The sequence below is a fragment of the Amycolatopsis sp. NPDC114478 genome, assembly GCF_055633805.1.
Genome location: NZ_JBVKDO010000005.1, coordinates 170,324 through 184,359, shown reverse-complemented (window position 1 = coordinate 184,359; position 14,036 = coordinate 170,324). Strand labels below are relative to the sequence as shown.

The window sequence follows — 14,036 nt, the reverse complement described above, 5'->3', positions numbered from 1 at the left end:
CAGGCCGGGCCGCCCGTGGACGCGCGGGCGGTCCGGCCACCCCACCGGGTGCGCGGTTACCGTGAGGCGCATGGACGACTGGACGCCCCGCACCAAGGCGATCGCCGCCGGCCGGCCGCATGGCCCGGGCGAGCCGCTGAACACCCCGCTCGTCGCCACCAGCACGTACCGGGCCGGTGGCGACTCCGTGTACGCGCGCGGTGACGGGACGCCGACCTGGCACGCCCTCGAAGAGGCCGTCGGCGCGCTGGAGGGCGGGCACGCGACGGCGTTCGCGTCCGGCGTCGCCACGCTGTCCGCCGTGCTGGACCTGCTGCCGGTCGGGTCGCGGGTGGTCGTGCCGACGTTCAGCTACGCCGTGACGCGCGGGGTGCTCGCCCACGCGCAGAAGCTCGGCAAGCTCGCCGTCACCGAGCTCGACCCGACCGACACCGCCGCCTGGGTCGCCGAGGCCGCGACGTCCGACCTGGTCTGGCTCGAGTCGCCGACCAACCCGACCCTCGACGTGATGGACATCGAGACCATCGCCGCCGCCGCGCGCGGCCGGGTCGTCGTCGACAACACTTTCGCGACGCCGTTGCAGCAGCGGCCCCTCGAGCTCGGTGCCGACGTCGTCGTGCACAGCGCGACCAAGCTGATCGGCGGCCACAGCGACCTGCTGCTGGGCATCACCGTGGCGAAGGACTCGGCGGTCGCCGAAGAGCTGCAGGGTGCGCGGACCCGCGTCGGCTCGACGCCGGGCGCGCTCGAGGCGTGGCTCGCGTTGCGCGGGCTGCGGACCATGCCGGTCCGGCTGGCCGAGCAGTCCCGCACCGCCGCGCTGCTGGCTTCGCGGCTTGGCGAGCACCCCGCGGTGCAGCGTGTGCGCTACCCGGGCTTCGGGATGATGGTGTCCTTCGACCTGGCCGACGCCGAGACGGCCGACCGGTTCTGCGCGGCGGTCCGGCTGATCGTCCCGGCGACCAGCCTCGGCGGCGTCGAAAGCCTGGTCGAACGGCGGGCCTGGCTGCCGGGCGAGGAGCGCGTCCCGGCGGGGCTCATCCGGTTCAGCGTCGGCCTCGAAGACCCGGACGACCTGTGGCGGGACCTGAACAGCGCGTTACCGCGGTAACGCCGGTCGGCGGATCTTCGATAGTCGCGGCATCGCAGATCAACCGCCGTTGGGAGTCTCTCGTGGGTAGAAAGCTGCACCGGGTCGCAGGCGTCGTTTCCGCGGCGGCCCTCGCCACCTTCGTCGCGACTCCGGCCGCGCTGGCGGAGGAGACGGGCACCACCGCCCCCGAGACGACCACCACGACGTCCAGCTCGGAGACCACGACCACCACGGCTCCGACCACGACGGAGACCACGACTCCGGTCACGACCACCGGGACCACGTCGATCGCCCCGACCACCGACGTCACGAAGACCTCGACGCCGGAGACCACCTCCACGACCTCGGCGACCACGCCGCCGCCGGGCGACGGCTACCAGGACAACACCGGCGCGGGCGTCGTCGGCGTCGGCGGCGAAGGCAGCCTGACCATCAACTGCGCGGCCGGAGCGCCGGGCGCCGTGGCGACCCAGTACCTGAACGTCACCGGCGGCCCGGACCAGGACGGGGCCGACGGCCGGATCTGGCACTACTCCGTGCGCGTCGACCAGCTGCCGCCGGGCACGACCACCGGCAAGTTCAGCTGGACCTGCGCGGGCGTCGAGGGCGACGGCACCGTCGTGTTCGAGCAGGCGCCGCCGCCCGAGACCGGCACCACGAACCCGCCGACCGGCGACACCACGACCAGCGTGCCGTCGAGCACCGCGCCCGTCACCACGGCGACGTCGACGACGGCCGCCTCGACCACGGCCGCCGCTCCCGGCAACGCCGCGCCGGAGGCCCAGGTCAAGGTCGCGCCCAAGGGCGGGATCGAGACGGGCTTCGGCGGCACGGCCTGGTGACCGCCCGTCGGGTGGCCGTTGCGGTCGCCCTCGCGCTGACGCTGGCCGGCTGTAGCACGCCTGAGCAGCCGAAAGCCGCGGCGCCGGTGCCGTCGTCGGTCCCGGTGACCGCGCCGTTCAAGGGCCTGCGGCCGACCTCGGTGCGGATCCCCAAGATCGGCGCCGACTCCAGCCTGATCTCGGTGGGCCTCAAGACCGACGGCTCGATTTCCGTGCCGTCGGTCCACCAGCCCCTGCAGGCCGCCTGGTACCAGCTCTCGCCGGTGCCCGGTGACGTCGGCCCGGCGGTCGTGCTCGGCCACGTCGACGGCGACAAGAAGCCCGGCATCTTCTACAAGCTCAAGGACCTCGCGCCCGGCGACGAGGTCGACGTCGACCGCAGCGACGGCAAGAAGCTGAAGTTTGTCGTCGACCGCGTCACGCAGGTCCCGAAGGACACGTTCCCGCGCGACGCCGTCTACGGCAACAGCGACAAGCCGGAGTTGCGCCTGATCACCTGTGGTGGCGTGTTCGACCACGCCGCGCACAGCTACAAGGACAACATCGTGGTCTACGCGAACCTAGCCAACGCCTGAGCCCGGGTACGGGTATTCGGGCTTGAGATCGGTTCCCGGGCACACCCAGCGGCGCATGCCCGCGTCGCAGACGGCGTACCCCCAGTTGATCAGGTTGTCCTGCACCTGTTCGGACATCCGGCTCAGCCGGGTCTTCGTCTCGGCCAGCGCGCGGGTCCGCTCGACCGGCGCGGGCAGCGCGTCGGGCAGCTCGAAGTGGGTGATGTCGCTGTAGGTCGCCCAGTACGTTCCGGCGAACTGCTTGTCCTCATAGGACTTCAGCAGCGAGCCGGTGCGCAGCTCGCGGACCTGGTTGTCCATCACGGTCAGCACGCGGAACAGCTGCATCGGCCAGTTGTGGTGCGGCTTTTCCTCGTGCTTCATCTTCTTGCCCGCGTCGCTGACCAGGACGGTCGCGCGCTGGTTCTCGATCGGGTCGAGGCCGAGGTTGTCGTACACGCCCGCGTCGCTGAGCACGATCTTGCGGTCCGGCCGGCGCGGGTCCGGGATCACCACCGGGGAAAGCAGCGGCGGGAAGGCCGAGGACGCGGCGACCGCCGTCGCCAGCGGGACCTGGCCGTGCGGGCCGGGCTGGCGGAAGAACCACCAGAGCGAGCCGTCCTGCAGGCTGGTCGCGGTGAACACGAAGTTCGGCCCGGCCGGGTCGAGGTCCGCGAGGCGGCAGTCGCCGAAGAGGTGCTTCGCGTACCGGCGCGCCAGTTCCTCGCCCGCGCTGCGCCACGGCATGAACATCGTCTTCAGCGTCACCGGGACGTCGAGGTTGGTGCGCGCGAGTTTCCGCAGCGGCTGCACGACTTCCTTGCCGAAGTTCTCCGCGACGCCGTCGTCGCCGAAGTACAGCTTGTGCCACGCGTGCGCGAGCACCCCGGCCGCGATCGACCCGCCCGACACGCTGGAGACGGTGGTCAGCTTCGGCAGCCAGCCGAGTTCGTTGAGCCGCCAGAGCGCCCCCGCGTGGAAGAGCATCGCCCGATAGCCACCGCCGGACAGCGCGAGCCCGACCCCGTCCCGTTTCGCCGCGTCCACGCCGCCGAGTCTAGGACCGCAGCAGCGGCGCGAGCAGCGGGCGCTGTTCGGCGGGGACGTATTCGGCGTAGTTGTCGTACAACGCCTGCTTGGCCAGGTGCGCCGCGCCGGCGCCATCGGCCGACCGGATCGCGGCGAGCACTTCGGCGTGGTGCGACAGCCACGCGCGCATCAGCGACGTCCGGTTGCTGGCGTGCTCAAGCTTGTCCTCGATGAGTTCCAGCACGACCCCGCGCACGACCTCTTCGCTGATGACGAGCAGGGGGTTGCGCGAGATGCGGGCGATGACTTCGTGGAACGCGACATCCGCGCGGCTGAACTCCGCGTAGCCGTGCGAGACGCCTTCGCGCATCGCCTCCAGCGCCGCGTCGAGGCCGGTCAGGTCGTCGTCGGTGCGCAGCTCGGCGGCGAGCAGGTGGGCCGAGCCGTCGAGGATCATCCGGAACTGCAGGAGCTCGGCGAGCCCGACGTGGTCGGCGCGCGCCAGCCGGTGCATCGACCGGTGCAACGCGGCGGGGGATGCGGCCAGCACCTCGGGCCCACGCGGGTCGCCGGGACGCGACCGGACCATTTCGGCGGCCTGCAAAACCCTCAGCGCTTCGCGGACCGTCGACCGGCCGACGCCGAACTGCGTCATCAGCTCGCGCTCGCTGGGCAGGCGTTCGCCCGGCTTGAGCGCGCCGCTGATCACGGCCTGCTCGATCTGCTCGACGACCCGCTCGTACGCGCGGACCGGAGCCACCGGTTCGAACCGCATCCTTGACCTCGACGTCCGTCGCGTGCAGGCTACTGGTCAGACCAGTGTACCGACCTGGAGGCCAGATGAAAGCCCGGATTCCCGTGCTGGCAGCGGCGCTGCTGCTCGTGGTGTCCGGCTGCTCGGCGGGCTCGTCGGCGAGCGTTTCCGCTGGTCCGGACACGCTTTCCGTCGGCTTCACGGCGGAGCCGGCGAACTTCGACTTCACCCGCACGGACGGCGCCGCGATCCCGCAGGCGCTGCTCTACAACGTCTACGAAGGCCTGGTGAAGCTCGACTCGCAGGGCAAGGTCGTGCCGCTGCTCGCGAAGTCGTGGACGATCAGCCCGGACCGGAAGACCTACGACTTCCAGCTGCAGCCCGGCGTGAAGTTCAGCAACGGCTCGCCGTTCACCGCCGAGGACGTCAAGTTCTCGCTGCTGCGCGTGAAGACCGACTGGACGATCTCGATCAAGTCCACGATGGACGTCGTCGACCACGTCGACGTCGTGGCGCCGGACCACGCGCGGGTCGTGCTCTCGAAGCCGTCCAACGGCTGGCTGTTCAGCCTCACCAGCCGGCTCGGCGCGATGTTCAGCCCGACCGGCGTCGCCGACCTCGCGAACAAACCGGTCGGCACCGGGCCGTACGTCGTGGCGGCGCGCAAGCGCGGCGACTCCGTGGTGCTGAAGGCGAATCCCGCGTACTGGGGCCGGAAACCGGCGTACCAGACGGTCGTCCTCAAGTACATCAAGGACCCGACCGCGCTGAACAACGCGCTCTACAGCAACGGCATCGACGTCATCTCCGCGATCACCGCGCCCGACTCGATCCCGCAGTTCCAGGCCGACGACCGGTTCCAGGTCGTCCAGGGCACGTCGAACAGCGAGGTCACGCTCGCCATGAACAACCAGCGGGCGCCGCTGAACGACGTCCGGGTGCGCCAGGCGCTGACGTACGCGATCGACCGGAAGGCGTTGCTGGACACGGCGTGGGCGGGCCGCGGCACGCTGATCGGCAGCATGGTCCCGCCGACCGACCCCTGGTACGAGGACCTCTCGAACGTCTACCCGTTCGAGCCAGCGAAGGCGAAAGCGCTGCTCACGGAAGCGCACGCGACGAACCTGAACCTGCGCCTGCGGATCCCGAACCTGCCGTACGCGGTGTCGGCCGCGCAGGTCGTGCAGTCGCAGCTGGCCGACGTCGGCGTGCGGACCACGATCGAGCCGCTCGACTTCCCGGCGGTCTGGCTGAAGCAGGTGTTCACCGACCACGACTACGACCTGTCGATCATCCAGCACGTCGAAGCCCGCGACATCACGACGTTCGGGAAGCCGAAGTACTACTGGGGCTACGACAGCAAGCGCGTCCAGCAGCTGCTCGCCGAAGCCGACAGCGGGACGCCGGAGCAGCAGGTCGCGGACATGAAGCAGGTGGCGCGGCAGATCAACACCGACGCGGCCGCGGACTGGCTGTTCCTGTTCCCCAACGTGATCGTCGCGAAGGCGAAGGTCGGCGGGTTCGTGCAGAACCAGGTCAGCGAGTCGTTCGACGTCACCGGATTGGCGCCGCGATGACGGCCAGGGTGCTGCGCCGGGTGGCGATCTTCGTGGTCAGCGTGCTGGTCGCGTCGATCGTGGTGTTCCTCTTCATGGCCGTGCTGCCGGGCGATCCGGCGCAGGTCGCGCTCGGCGTCAACGCGACACCGGAGCTGCTCGCCAAGACGCGCGCGGAGTTCGGCATCGACCGCCCGCTCGTCGCGCAGTACTTCGACTGGATCTCCCGTGTGCTGCACGGCGACTTCGGCCGTTCGTACGTCACGCGCGACTCGATCGGCCCGCAGCTGCTCGACCGCCTCGGCGTCACGCTCTGGCTGGTCGGCGCGGGGATGCTGGTGGCGCTGGTGATCGCGGTTCCCGCGGGCACGTTCGCCGCGGTGAAGCACCGGAAGGCGGCCGGCGCGGGCGTTTCCGGGCTCTCGCAGATCGGCGTCGCGATCCCCGCGTTCCTCGCCGGGATCATCCTGGTGCAGATCTTCGCCGTGCAGCTGCGCTGGCTGCCGTCCGGTGGGTGGACGCCACCGGACCAGGACTTCGGTGAGTTCATCCGCGGGCTGATTCTTCCGGCGCTGTCGCTCGGTTTGGTGCAGGGCGCGGTGCTCACCCGCTATGTCCGCTCGGCGGTCCTGGACACGCTGGGCCAGGACTACCTGCGCACCGCGCGGTCCAAGGGCTTGCGGCCGGGACAGGCGCTGGTGCGCCACGGGCTCCGCAACGCCTCGGTCCCCGTGGTGACGGTCTTGGGGCTGCAGCTGGCGACCCTGCTGATCGGCGCGGTCGTCGTCGAGCGCGTGTTCGTGCTGCCGGGCCTGGGCTCGATGCTGCTCGACGCCGTCGCCTCCCGCGACCTGCTGACCGTGCAGGGAATCGTGCTGGTGCTGGTCGTCGGCGTGCTGCTGGTCAACTTCGTCGTCGACGTCCTCTACACCGTGCTCGACCCGCGATTGCGAGGTTCGTGATGCGCAATCTCCTGCTGGGCGCGGTGCTCGTCGGCCTGGTCGTGCTGGCCGCGCTGCTGTCGTTCTTCTGGACGCCGTTCGACCCGGTGAAGGTCGACGCCACCCACCGGCTGCTCGACGCCGGCGCGGTGCACTGGTTCGGCACCGACAAGTTCGGCCGCGACCTGCTGAGCCAGATCATGGTCGGCGCGCGGACGACGTTGTACGTCGGCGTCGTCGCGGTCGGGATCGCCGCGGTGATCGGCACGCCGCTGGGCATCCTCGCCGGGATGTCGCCGCGGTGGCTCGGCGAGTTCGTCATGCGGGTCAACGACCTCGTGCTCGCGTTCCCCGCGCTGCTGCTGGCCATCATGTTCGGCGCGGTGTTCGGGGCCGACACGCTGACCGCGATGGTCGCGATCGGCATCGCGACGATCCCGTCGTTCGCGCGGATCGCCCGGTCCGGGACGCTGCAGGTGATGAGCACCGAGTTCGTGCTCGCCGCCCGCGCCGGCGGCCGGTCTCGCCTGACGATCGCGGTGCGGCACGTGCTGCCGAACATCTCGGGACTGCTGATCGTGCAGGCGTCGGTGTCGTTCGCCATCGCCGTGCTGGCCGAGGCGGCGCTGTCGTTCCTCGGTTTCGGGACGCGGCCGCCGACGCCGTCGTGGGGCCGGATGCTGCAGGAGTCCCAGGAGCTGCTGACCGTCCACCCGCGGCTGGCGCTGGTGCCGGGCATCGCGATCGGCGTGGCCGTCCTCGGGTTCAACCTCCTCGGCGACGGCCTGCGCGACCGCCTGGACCCCCGATTGGCGGCGAAGGTATGACGCTTTCGGTTTCCGGGCTGCGGGTTCGTGAGCTGGTCAAGGACGTCTCCTTCGAGATCGGCGCGGGTGAGCGCGTCGGCCTGATCGGCGAGTCCGGGTCCGGGAAGTCGTTGACGGCGTTGTCGATCATGGGCCTGCTGCCCGAGGAGCTCCGCGCGTCCGGGTCGGTGCGCCTCGGCGACCGCGAGCTGCTCGGAATGTCCGAAAAGGACTTGTCGCGGCTGCGCGGGAACGAACTGGCCATGGTGTTCCAGGAGCCGATGACGGCGTTGAACCCGGCCATGCGCGTCGGCCGCCAGGTCACCGAACCCGGCCGCGTCCACGGCCGCCGGCACCGCGCCGAAGACCTGCTGTCCGCGGTGGGCCTGGCGGGCACGGCCCGCGCTTACCCGCACCAGCTGTCCGGCGGGCAGCGGCAGCGGGTCGTGCTGGCGATGGCGCTGGCCAACGAGCCGTCGCTGCTGATCTGCGACGAGCCGACGACCGCGCTCGACGTCACCGTGCAGGCCCAGATCCTGTCGCTCATCAAGACGTCGTTGCCCGCCGAGAGCGCGTTGCTGTTCATCACGCACGACCTCGCGGTGGTCGCGTCGGTGTGCGAACGCGTACTGGTCATGCTGGACGGCGAGATCGTCGAAGCGGGCTCGACGCGCGAAGTCCTGACGTCGCCGAAGCACGAGTACACGCGCAAGCTCTTGGCCGCCTCGGACCTGGAGGCCCGCCGATGATCATCGAAGTCCGCGACCTCGAACGCCGGTACGCCCGGCGGGACGTTCACGCGCTGCGTGGCGTCAGCTTCGACGTCGAGGCGGGACAGCGGTTCGGCATCGTCGGTGAGTCCGGCTCGGGCAAGTCGACGCTGGTCCGGCTGCTGGCCGCGCTCGACAAGCCGACCGCCGGCACGGTCTCGTTCCAGGGCCGGCGCATCGACAACCTGCCGGAACGCAAGCTCGGCTTCCTGCGGTCCGAGCTGCAGATCGTCTTCCAGGATCCGATGGGCTCGCTCGATCCGCGCATGCGCGTGCGGGACATCATTTCCGAGCCGCTCGGCCACCGCGAGCCCGATCGCGTCGCCGAGATGCTGGCCGCGGTCGGCCTGCCCGCCGACGCCGCGCAGCGGTACCCGCACCAGTTCTCCGGCGGCCAGCGGCAGCGGATCTCGATCGCCCGCGCGCTGGCGCCGAACCCGAGCGTGCTGATCGCCGACGAGCCCGTCAGCGCCCTCGACGTGTCGGTGCGCGGCCAGATCCTCGATCTGCTCGCGTCGTTGGTGGACCAGTTCGCGCTGACGCTCGTCTTCGTGTCGCACGACCTCGGCGTCGTCCGGCACGTCTGCGACCGGGTCGCGGTGATGCGCCGCGGCGAGATCGTCGAGCTCGGCGACGTGGCGCAGGTCTACGACGCGCCGCGGCACGAATACACGCGGGAACTCCTCGAAGCCGCGCCGAACCTGCGCGCGGAGCTGGCCCGGTTGAGCGGAGGTGACGATGCCTGACCACCCCGAAGGACTTCCGGTCGGCACCGGCTGGGTGTCCACTGTGGACGTCGAAGAAATCGTTTTCCCCTACGACGGGAGCGTCGTCGGCACCGCGCCGGTCGGGACTCCGGAGCTGGCTGCTCGCGCCGTCGACGAAGCTGTCGCCGTCGCGCGCGAAGTGGCTTCGCTGCCTTCGCGGACTCGCCGCACCCTGCTCAACGACGTCGCCGCCGCGGTGCGGTCTCGCCGTGAGGAGTTCGAGGACCTGCTCGTGCTGGAGACCGGCAAGCCGCTGGTCGACTGCCGCGTCGAGGTCGCGCGCACGATCGTCACCTGGGAAGCCGCGGCCGAAGAGGTGTCCCGGCTGCACGGCGAGACCGTGCCGCTGGACCTGCTGCCGTCGGGTGACGGCCTGGTCGGGTTCTGGAAGCGCAAGCCAATCGGCGTGGTCGTCGGCATCGCGGGCTTCAACTACCCGCTGCTGCTGGCGTCGCACAAGATCGCCCCCGCGATCGCCGCCGGCTGCCCGGTGATCGTCAAGCCCGCACCGCAGACCCCGCTGGCCACGCTCTGGCTGGTGCACCTGGTCCGGCAGCTCGCCCCGTTGCCGGCGATGGTCCAGCTGGTCACCGGTGACGCGGCCGTCGGTGCGGCACTGACGACCGACCGCCGGATCGGCGCGGTGTCGTTCACCGGCTCGGCCGCGGTCGGCCACCGCATCGCCCGCGACGCGGCTCCCACGAAGACGTTGCTGGAGCTGGGTTCGAACGCGGCGCTCGTCGTCGCTGAGGACGCCGACCTCGACGCCGCCGTCGACGCCGTGCTGCGCGGCGGCTTCTACGCCTCGGGCCAGGCGTGCATCTCGGTGCAGCGGGTCCTGGTCGTCGCGCCGGTCGCCGAGGAGTTCACCGAACGGCTGCTGGCCCGGCTCGACGAGGTCGTCGTCGGCGACCCGCGGGACGAGAAGACGCGGGTGTCGGCGCTGATCGACCCGGCATCCACCGCCCGCGTCGCCGCGTGGATCGAGCAGTCCGGCGCTCGCCGGGTCGGCGGTGGGGTCGACGGCACCGTGCTGCGGCCGACCGTCCTGCTCGACGTCCCGGACGGCGTCGAGGCCTGGGACGAGGAGATCTTCGGTCCGGTCGTCTGCGTGCGCACGGTGTCCGATGTGGACGAAGCTTTCGCGGCGGTGAACGCGTCCCGCTACGGCCTCCACGCCAGCGTCTACAGCAGGTCGTTGCACACGGCGTTCCGCGCGCTCGACGAGCTGGAAGTCGGTGGCGTCGTCGTCAACGAGGTCCCCGGCTTCCGCTCGGACACCATGCCGTACGGCGGGGTGAAGGACTCCGGGATCGGCCGCGAAGGGCCGCGGTTCGCCGTCGAAGAGCTGACCGTGACGAGGATGGCGGTGCTGCGCCCGTGAACTTCGAAAACCTGTTCCGGCTGGACGGCCGCCGGGCCGTGGTCCTCGGCGCGGGTGGCATCGGCCGCGAAGCCGCGCGAGCCCTGGCCGCGCACGGCGCGGACGTGGTCTGCGCCGATCGCGACCTCGAAGCCGCGCGGGAGGCCGGCGTCGGCGAGGCGTACGAGATCGACCTGCTCGCACCGGGCGCGGTCGACCGGGCCGCGAGCGACCTCGGGCCGCTCGACGTCGTCGTGCTGACCGCCGCGATGAACGTCCGCAAGCGGTTGCTGGACTACACGCGGGAGGAGTTCGACCGCGTCATCGCGCTGAACCTCGGCGTGGCGTTCGAAGTCGTCCGCGTGTTCGGCGCCGGCATGGTCGCGCGCGGGCGGGGGAGCATCATCGGCTTCTCGTCGATCCGCGGGACGACCGTCGAACCGGGCCAGGGACCGTACGCGGCGACGAAAGCCGGGCTGGTCCAGCTGTTCCGCACGGCCGCGGCGGAGTTCGGCCCGGCCGGCGTGCGGGTCAACGCGATCGCGCCCGGCGTCGTCGAGACCCCGCTGACCGCGCAGATCAAGGCGAACCCCGAGTGGTACGACGCGTACGCGACGAAGGGCGCGTTGGGCCGCTGGGCGCGTCCGGACGAGCTGGCCGGCGCCGTCGTGTACCTCGCTTCGGACGCTTCGTCGTTCGTGACCGGCTCCGTGCTGGCGGTCGACGGTGGCTGGACCGCCGTCGACGGCCGCTTCGAACCGCCTGCTTCCTGAGGAGCGTTCATGACCGAGCTGCCCGACCTGACCGCCGTCGAACTCATCGCGCAGTACCGCGCGAAGACGCTCTCGCCGGTCGAGGTGACCGAAGCGGTTCTCGCGCGCATCGAGGCGCGAGAGCCGGAGCTGCACGCGTTGTACGCGTACGACCCTTCGGCGGCCCGCGACGACGCGAAGGCGTCCGAAGCGCGCTGGGCGTCCGACGAGCCGCTGGGTCCGATCGACGGCGTCCCGCTGACGCTCAAGGAGAACATCGCGACCCGCGGCACGCCGGTCCCGCTGGGCACGGCCGCGACGGCGTTGACCCCGGCCGCCGAAGACGCCCCGGCGGCCGCGCGCGTCCGCGAGTCCGGCGGTGTCCTGCTGGCCAAGACGACCATGCCGGACTACGGGATGCTGACGTCCGGCCTCTCGAGCTTCCACGAGACCGCGCGGAACCCGTGGCTGACCTCGGCGTCGCCGGGCGGCTCGAGCGCGGGTGCGGGCGCGGCGGCCGCGGCGGGCTACGGCCCGCTGCACGTCGGCACGGACATCGGCGGCTCGATCCGGCTGCCCGCGGGCTGGTGCGGCCTGGCCGGGCTGAAGCCGAGCTTCGGCCGCGTGCCGGTCGACCCGCCGTTCCTCGGCCGGGTGGCGGGCCCGATGACCCGCACGGTCGCCGACACGGCGTTGCTGATGAGCGTCCTTTCGGCGCCCGACGCGCGTGACCACCTGAGCCTGCCGCCGGCGGAGCTGGACTGGGCTTCCCTGGACTCGTCGTTGACCGGCCTGCGCGTCGGGCTGCACCTCGACCCCGGCGTCGGGCTCCCGGTCGACCCGGTCACGCTCGACGCGGTCACCGCGGCGGCGCGCGCCTTCGAGGCGGCGGGCGCGATCGTCGAGCCGGTCGAGCCGTTCCTCACCCGCGAAATGCTCGCCGGCCTGGACGTCTTCTGGCGCACCCGGGCCTGGTCGGACATGACGGCGTTGCCGGCGGACCGCCGCGCGAAGGTCCTGCCGTACATCGCGGACTGGGCCGCGGGCGGCGCGGAGGTGTCCGGAGTGGACGCCTACCGCGGCTTCGCCCAGATCGACGCGATCAGCGTCGCAACCCTGCGCGCGACTGCCGCTTACGACGTCGTGCTCTCGCCGACGTGCCCGGTGGCGGCCCCGCCGGCGGAGTGGGCGTCGCCGACGAACGACCCGGCGCGGCCGTTCGAGCACATCGCGTTCACGGTCCCGTACAACATGTCCGGCCAGCCGGCGGTCTCGCTGAACTGCGGCTACACCGACGACTGCCGCCCGATCGGACTGCAGATCAGCGGCCGCCGCTTCGACGACCTCGGCGTCCTGCGCGCGGCCGCGGCGTACGAGCGGCTCCGCGGCCCGCAACGGCCCTGGCCGATCGGATAGGGAAGAAGTTCGGGTCCCGCGGCGAAGAGGTGGTGAAGCTGTCGCCGACGGGAAGGAAGCCCATGACCGAGGCAGCCCCGGTGACCGGCATCGACCGGTTCACCGAGGTGCACGACCGCTACTTCGCCGAGATCTACCGCTACGTCGCCGGCCGGCTCGGCGCGCAGGTCGCGGAGGACGTCGCCGCCGAGACGTTCCTGGTGGCGTTCGACCGCCGCCGGACGTTCGACCCCGCCCGTGGCGAGCTGCGCGCCTGGCTGTTCGGCATCGCGACGAACCTGGTGTCGAGACACCGGCGGAAGGAAGCCCGCCACTACCGCGTATCTCGGGCCCCGACACCCCGCGGCGGCCGAAGCCCGGCAATCCACAGGCACCGCCAGATGTGGACAACTCGGCCGCCGGAGCGGCATTCCGCCGGTCCTGTCGGCCCACGCCGATAGACTGGACTCGGGGACGCCCCCCAGGGAAGGGCGGGGGACCCCGTGGCCGCCTCCGGGCCCGGCAGGCAGTAGCCGCGCAGCCGATTTTCGCGCCCGGCTTGCCCCGAAGCCCTCAACGGCCTGCGTACGCTGTGCGTCGCCCTGCTCCCCGACGAGCCCGCCCAGGACGTCGTCGACCGCAGCCGCCACCGCCTTCAGAACCGGATGCTCGGCCGCCGCCGGCGGATTCGCCCGCTCGCGATCGGCGCCGGTCTCGTCGCCACCGCGGCGGTCGTCGCCGGGGTCGTGGTGGTGACCCGGCCCGCCGCCCCCGTCGAGACTCCGCCCCAGGCCGTGGCACCGGTCGACACCCGCCCGGCGGTCCTGCTGGCCGCCGCGAAGGTCGCCGAGCGCGCCCAGGTCGGCACCGGCAAGTACTGGCACTCGACGACGAAGGTCGGCAAGGAGACCTGGGAGTACTGGACCACCACCGACGGGCAGGAGTGGTACCGCGGCGAAAACACCCACGGTAAGGCCGTGCTCATGCCTCGCCCGAGGCCCATCCGGATCAACGGCGACGACGACGTCACCCTCAGCACGATCTTGACGCTGCCCCCGGACCCCGCGGCCCTGCGGAACTGGCTCGCGGACGGGCTGACGCGGCACGGCGTTCCCGCGAACCAGCGGGACACGATGGTGCTCCAGTCGTTGATCGACCTGGTCTCCGTCGTGCCGTCGCCCCCGGCAGTCCGGGCGGCGGCGTTCCGCGCGATCGCCGCTGACCCGGGCGTGCACGCGCTGGACGCCCGGAGCGTGCGGCTGCCCGGCGGCGGCCGCCTGGTCGTCGACCCGGCGACCGGCCAGGTCGACGGCTCGTCGGTGTTCCTGGACGCGAACGGCAAACCGGTCCACGACGCGAACGGGGACAAGTACGCCGTCAGTGGCGAATGGACGGACGAGCTGCCGAAGTGAGC

At 71.7% G+C, this 14,036-nt stretch carries 15 protein-coding genes; 13 read left to right on the top strand and 2 right to left on the bottom strand.

From position 1 onward, the window contains the following. Positions 1 to 70 precede the first annotated feature (70 nt). The 3 genes from ACZ7OH_RS16815 (at position 71) to ACZ7OH_RS16805 (ending at position 2,510) form a co-directional block, all read left to right on the top strand. Positions 71 to 1,111: a trans-sulfuration enzyme family protein gene (locus tag ACZ7OH_RS16815; protein WP_470281606.1), complete on the top strand. Its 1,041-nt coding sequence runs from the start codon at positions 71 to 73 to the stop codon at positions 1,109 to 1,111. A gap of 62 nt (positions 1,112 to 1,173) precedes the next feature. Next, positions 1,174 to 1,935, top strand: coding sequence for a hypothetical protein (locus ACZ7OH_RS16810; RefSeq protein ID WP_470281605.1), 762 nt, complete (start codon positions 1,174 to 1,176; stop codon positions 1,933 to 1,935). Further along, positions 1,932 to 2,510, top strand: coding sequence for a class F sortase (locus ACZ7OH_RS16805; RefSeq protein WP_470281604.1), 579 nt, complete (start codon positions 1,932 to 1,934; stop codon positions 2,508 to 2,510). The genes ACZ7OH_RS16810 and ACZ7OH_RS16805 overlap by 4 nt, the downstream gene beginning before the upstream one ends. On the opposite strand, the gene ACZ7OH_RS16800 is transcribed toward ACZ7OH_RS16805, so the two are convergent. Continuing rightward, a complete protein-coding gene (locus ACZ7OH_RS16800; protein WP_470281603.1) occupies positions 2,496 to 3,536 on the bottom strand; it encodes a patatin-like phospholipase family protein in 1,041 nt (346 codons plus the stop codon). The genes ACZ7OH_RS16805 and ACZ7OH_RS16800 overlap by 15 nt on opposite strands. A 10-nt stretch (positions 3,537 to 3,546) precedes the next feature. Continuing rightward, positions 3,547 to 4,293 (bottom strand): FadR/GntR family transcriptional regulator, encoded by a 747-nt coding sequence (locus tag ACZ7OH_RS16795; RefSeq protein WP_470281602.1) that lies wholly within the window; start codon positions 4,291 to 4,293, stop codon positions 3,547 to 3,549. Positions 4,294 to 4,358: 65 nt separating this feature from the next. Here ACZ7OH_RS16795 and ACZ7OH_RS16790 point away from each other — a divergent pair, with 65 nt between their 5' ends. The 10 genes from ACZ7OH_RS16790 (at position 4,359) to ACZ7OH_RS16745 (ending at position 14,034) form a co-directional block, all read left to right on the top strand. Beyond that, positions 4,359 to 5,849 (top strand): ABC transporter substrate-binding protein, encoded by a 1,491-nt coding sequence (locus tag ACZ7OH_RS16790; protein WP_470281601.1) that lies wholly within the window; start codon positions 4,359 to 4,361, stop codon positions 5,847 to 5,849. Next, positions 5,846 to 6,790, top strand: a complete 945-nt coding sequence (locus ACZ7OH_RS16785; protein WP_470281600.1) for an ABC transporter permease — start codon at positions 5,846 to 5,848, stop codon at positions 6,788 to 6,790. Before ACZ7OH_RS16790 ends, ACZ7OH_RS16785 begins: the two co-directional genes overlap by 4 nt. Next, positions 6,790 to 7,596: an ABC transporter permease gene (locus ACZ7OH_RS16780; protein ID WP_470281599.1), complete on the top strand. Its 807-nt coding sequence runs from the start codon at positions 6,790 to 6,792 to the stop codon at positions 7,594 to 7,596. The genes ACZ7OH_RS16785 and ACZ7OH_RS16780 overlap by 1 nt, the downstream gene beginning before the upstream one ends. Further along, complete coding sequence (locus ACZ7OH_RS16775; protein ID WP_470281598.1) at positions 7,593 to 8,324, top strand: ATP-binding cassette domain-containing protein; 732 nt, start codon at positions 7,593 to 7,595, stop codon at positions 8,322 to 8,324. Before ACZ7OH_RS16780 ends, ACZ7OH_RS16775 begins: the two co-directional genes overlap by 4 nt. Next, positions 8,321 to 9,091, top strand: coding sequence for an ABC transporter ATP-binding protein (locus ACZ7OH_RS16770; RefSeq protein ID WP_470281597.1), 771 nt, complete (start codon positions 8,321 to 8,323; stop codon positions 9,089 to 9,091). Before ACZ7OH_RS16775 ends, ACZ7OH_RS16770 begins: the two co-directional genes overlap by 4 nt. Further along, the gene (locus ACZ7OH_RS16765; RefSeq protein WP_470281596.1) at positions 9,084 to 10,496 is read left to right on the top strand and encodes an aldehyde dehydrogenase family protein; all 1,413 of its coding nucleotides are present in this window, start codon (positions 9,084 to 9,086) and stop codon (positions 10,494 to 10,496) included. The genes ACZ7OH_RS16770 and ACZ7OH_RS16765 overlap by 8 nt, the downstream gene beginning before the upstream one ends. Beyond that, positions 10,493 to 11,248, top strand: a complete 756-nt coding sequence (locus ACZ7OH_RS16760; RefSeq protein WP_470281595.1) for an SDR family NAD(P)-dependent oxidoreductase — start codon at positions 10,493 to 10,495, stop codon at positions 11,246 to 11,248. The genes ACZ7OH_RS16765 and ACZ7OH_RS16760 overlap by 4 nt, the downstream gene beginning before the upstream one ends. Before the next feature lie 9 nt (positions 11,249 to 11,257). After that, positions 11,258 to 12,643: an amidase gene (locus tag ACZ7OH_RS16755; protein ID WP_470281594.1), complete on the top strand. Its 1,386-nt coding sequence runs from the start codon at positions 11,258 to 11,260 to the stop codon at positions 12,641 to 12,643. A 62-nt stretch (positions 12,644 to 12,705) separates the two neighbouring features. After that, the gene (locus ACZ7OH_RS16750; protein ID WP_470281593.1) at positions 12,706 to 13,083 is read left to right on the top strand and encodes an RNA polymerase sigma factor; all 378 of its coding nucleotides are present in this window, start codon (positions 12,706 to 12,708) and stop codon (positions 13,081 to 13,083) included. Between the two features lie 120 nt (positions 13,084 to 13,203). Then, positions 13,204 to 14,034 carry a CU044_5270 family protein gene (locus tag ACZ7OH_RS16745; RefSeq protein ID WP_470281856.1) on the top strand — a complete coding sequence of 277 codons (831 nt, stop codon included), beginning with the start codon at positions 13,204 to 13,206 and terminating at the stop codon, positions 14,032 to 14,034. Positions 14,035 to 14,036 lie beyond the last annotated feature (2 nt).

What these genes read in the sequence shown, in the direction of transcription:
- ACZ7OH_RS16755 (WP_470281594.1), top strand. Translation starts at nt 11,258, where the DNA reads ATGACCGAGCTGCCCGACCTGACCGCCGTCGAACTCATCGCGCAGTAC.
- ACZ7OH_RS16815 (WP_470281606.1), top strand. Translation starts at nt 71, where the DNA reads ATGGACGACTGGACGCCCCGCACCAAGGCGATCGCCGCCGGCCGGCCG.
- ACZ7OH_RS16785 (WP_470281600.1), top strand. Translation starts at nt 5,846, where the DNA reads ATGACGGCCAGGGTGCTGCGCCGGGTGGCGATCTTCGTGGTCAGCGTG.
- ACZ7OH_RS16765 (WP_470281596.1), top strand. Translation starts at nt 9,084, where the DNA reads ATGCCTGACCACCCCGAAGGACTTCCGGTCGGCACCGGCTGGGTGTCC.
- ACZ7OH_RS16770 (WP_470281597.1), top strand. Translation starts at nt 8,321, where the DNA reads ATGATCATCGAAGTCCGCGACCTCGAACGCCGGTACGCCCGGCGGGAC.
- ACZ7OH_RS16790 (WP_470281601.1), top strand. Translation starts at nt 4,359, where the DNA reads ATGAAAGCCCGGATTCCCGTGCTGGCAGCGGCGCTGCTGCTCGTGGTG.
- ACZ7OH_RS16780 (WP_470281599.1), top strand. Translation starts at nt 6,790, where the DNA reads ATGCGCAATCTCCTGCTGGGCGCGGTGCTCGTCGGCCTGGTCGTGCTG.
- ACZ7OH_RS16750 (WP_470281593.1), top strand. Translation starts at nt 12,706, where the DNA reads ATGACCGAGGCAGCCCCGGTGACCGGCATCGACCGGTTCACCGAGGTG.
- ACZ7OH_RS16775 (WP_470281598.1), top strand. Translation starts at nt 7,593, where the DNA reads ATGACGCTTTCGGTTTCCGGGCTGCGGGTTCGTGAGCTGGTCAAGGAC.
- ACZ7OH_RS16795 (WP_470281602.1), bottom strand. Translation starts at nt 4,293, where the DNA reads ATGCGGTTCGAACCGGTGGCTCCGGTCCGCGCGTACGAGCGGGTCGTC.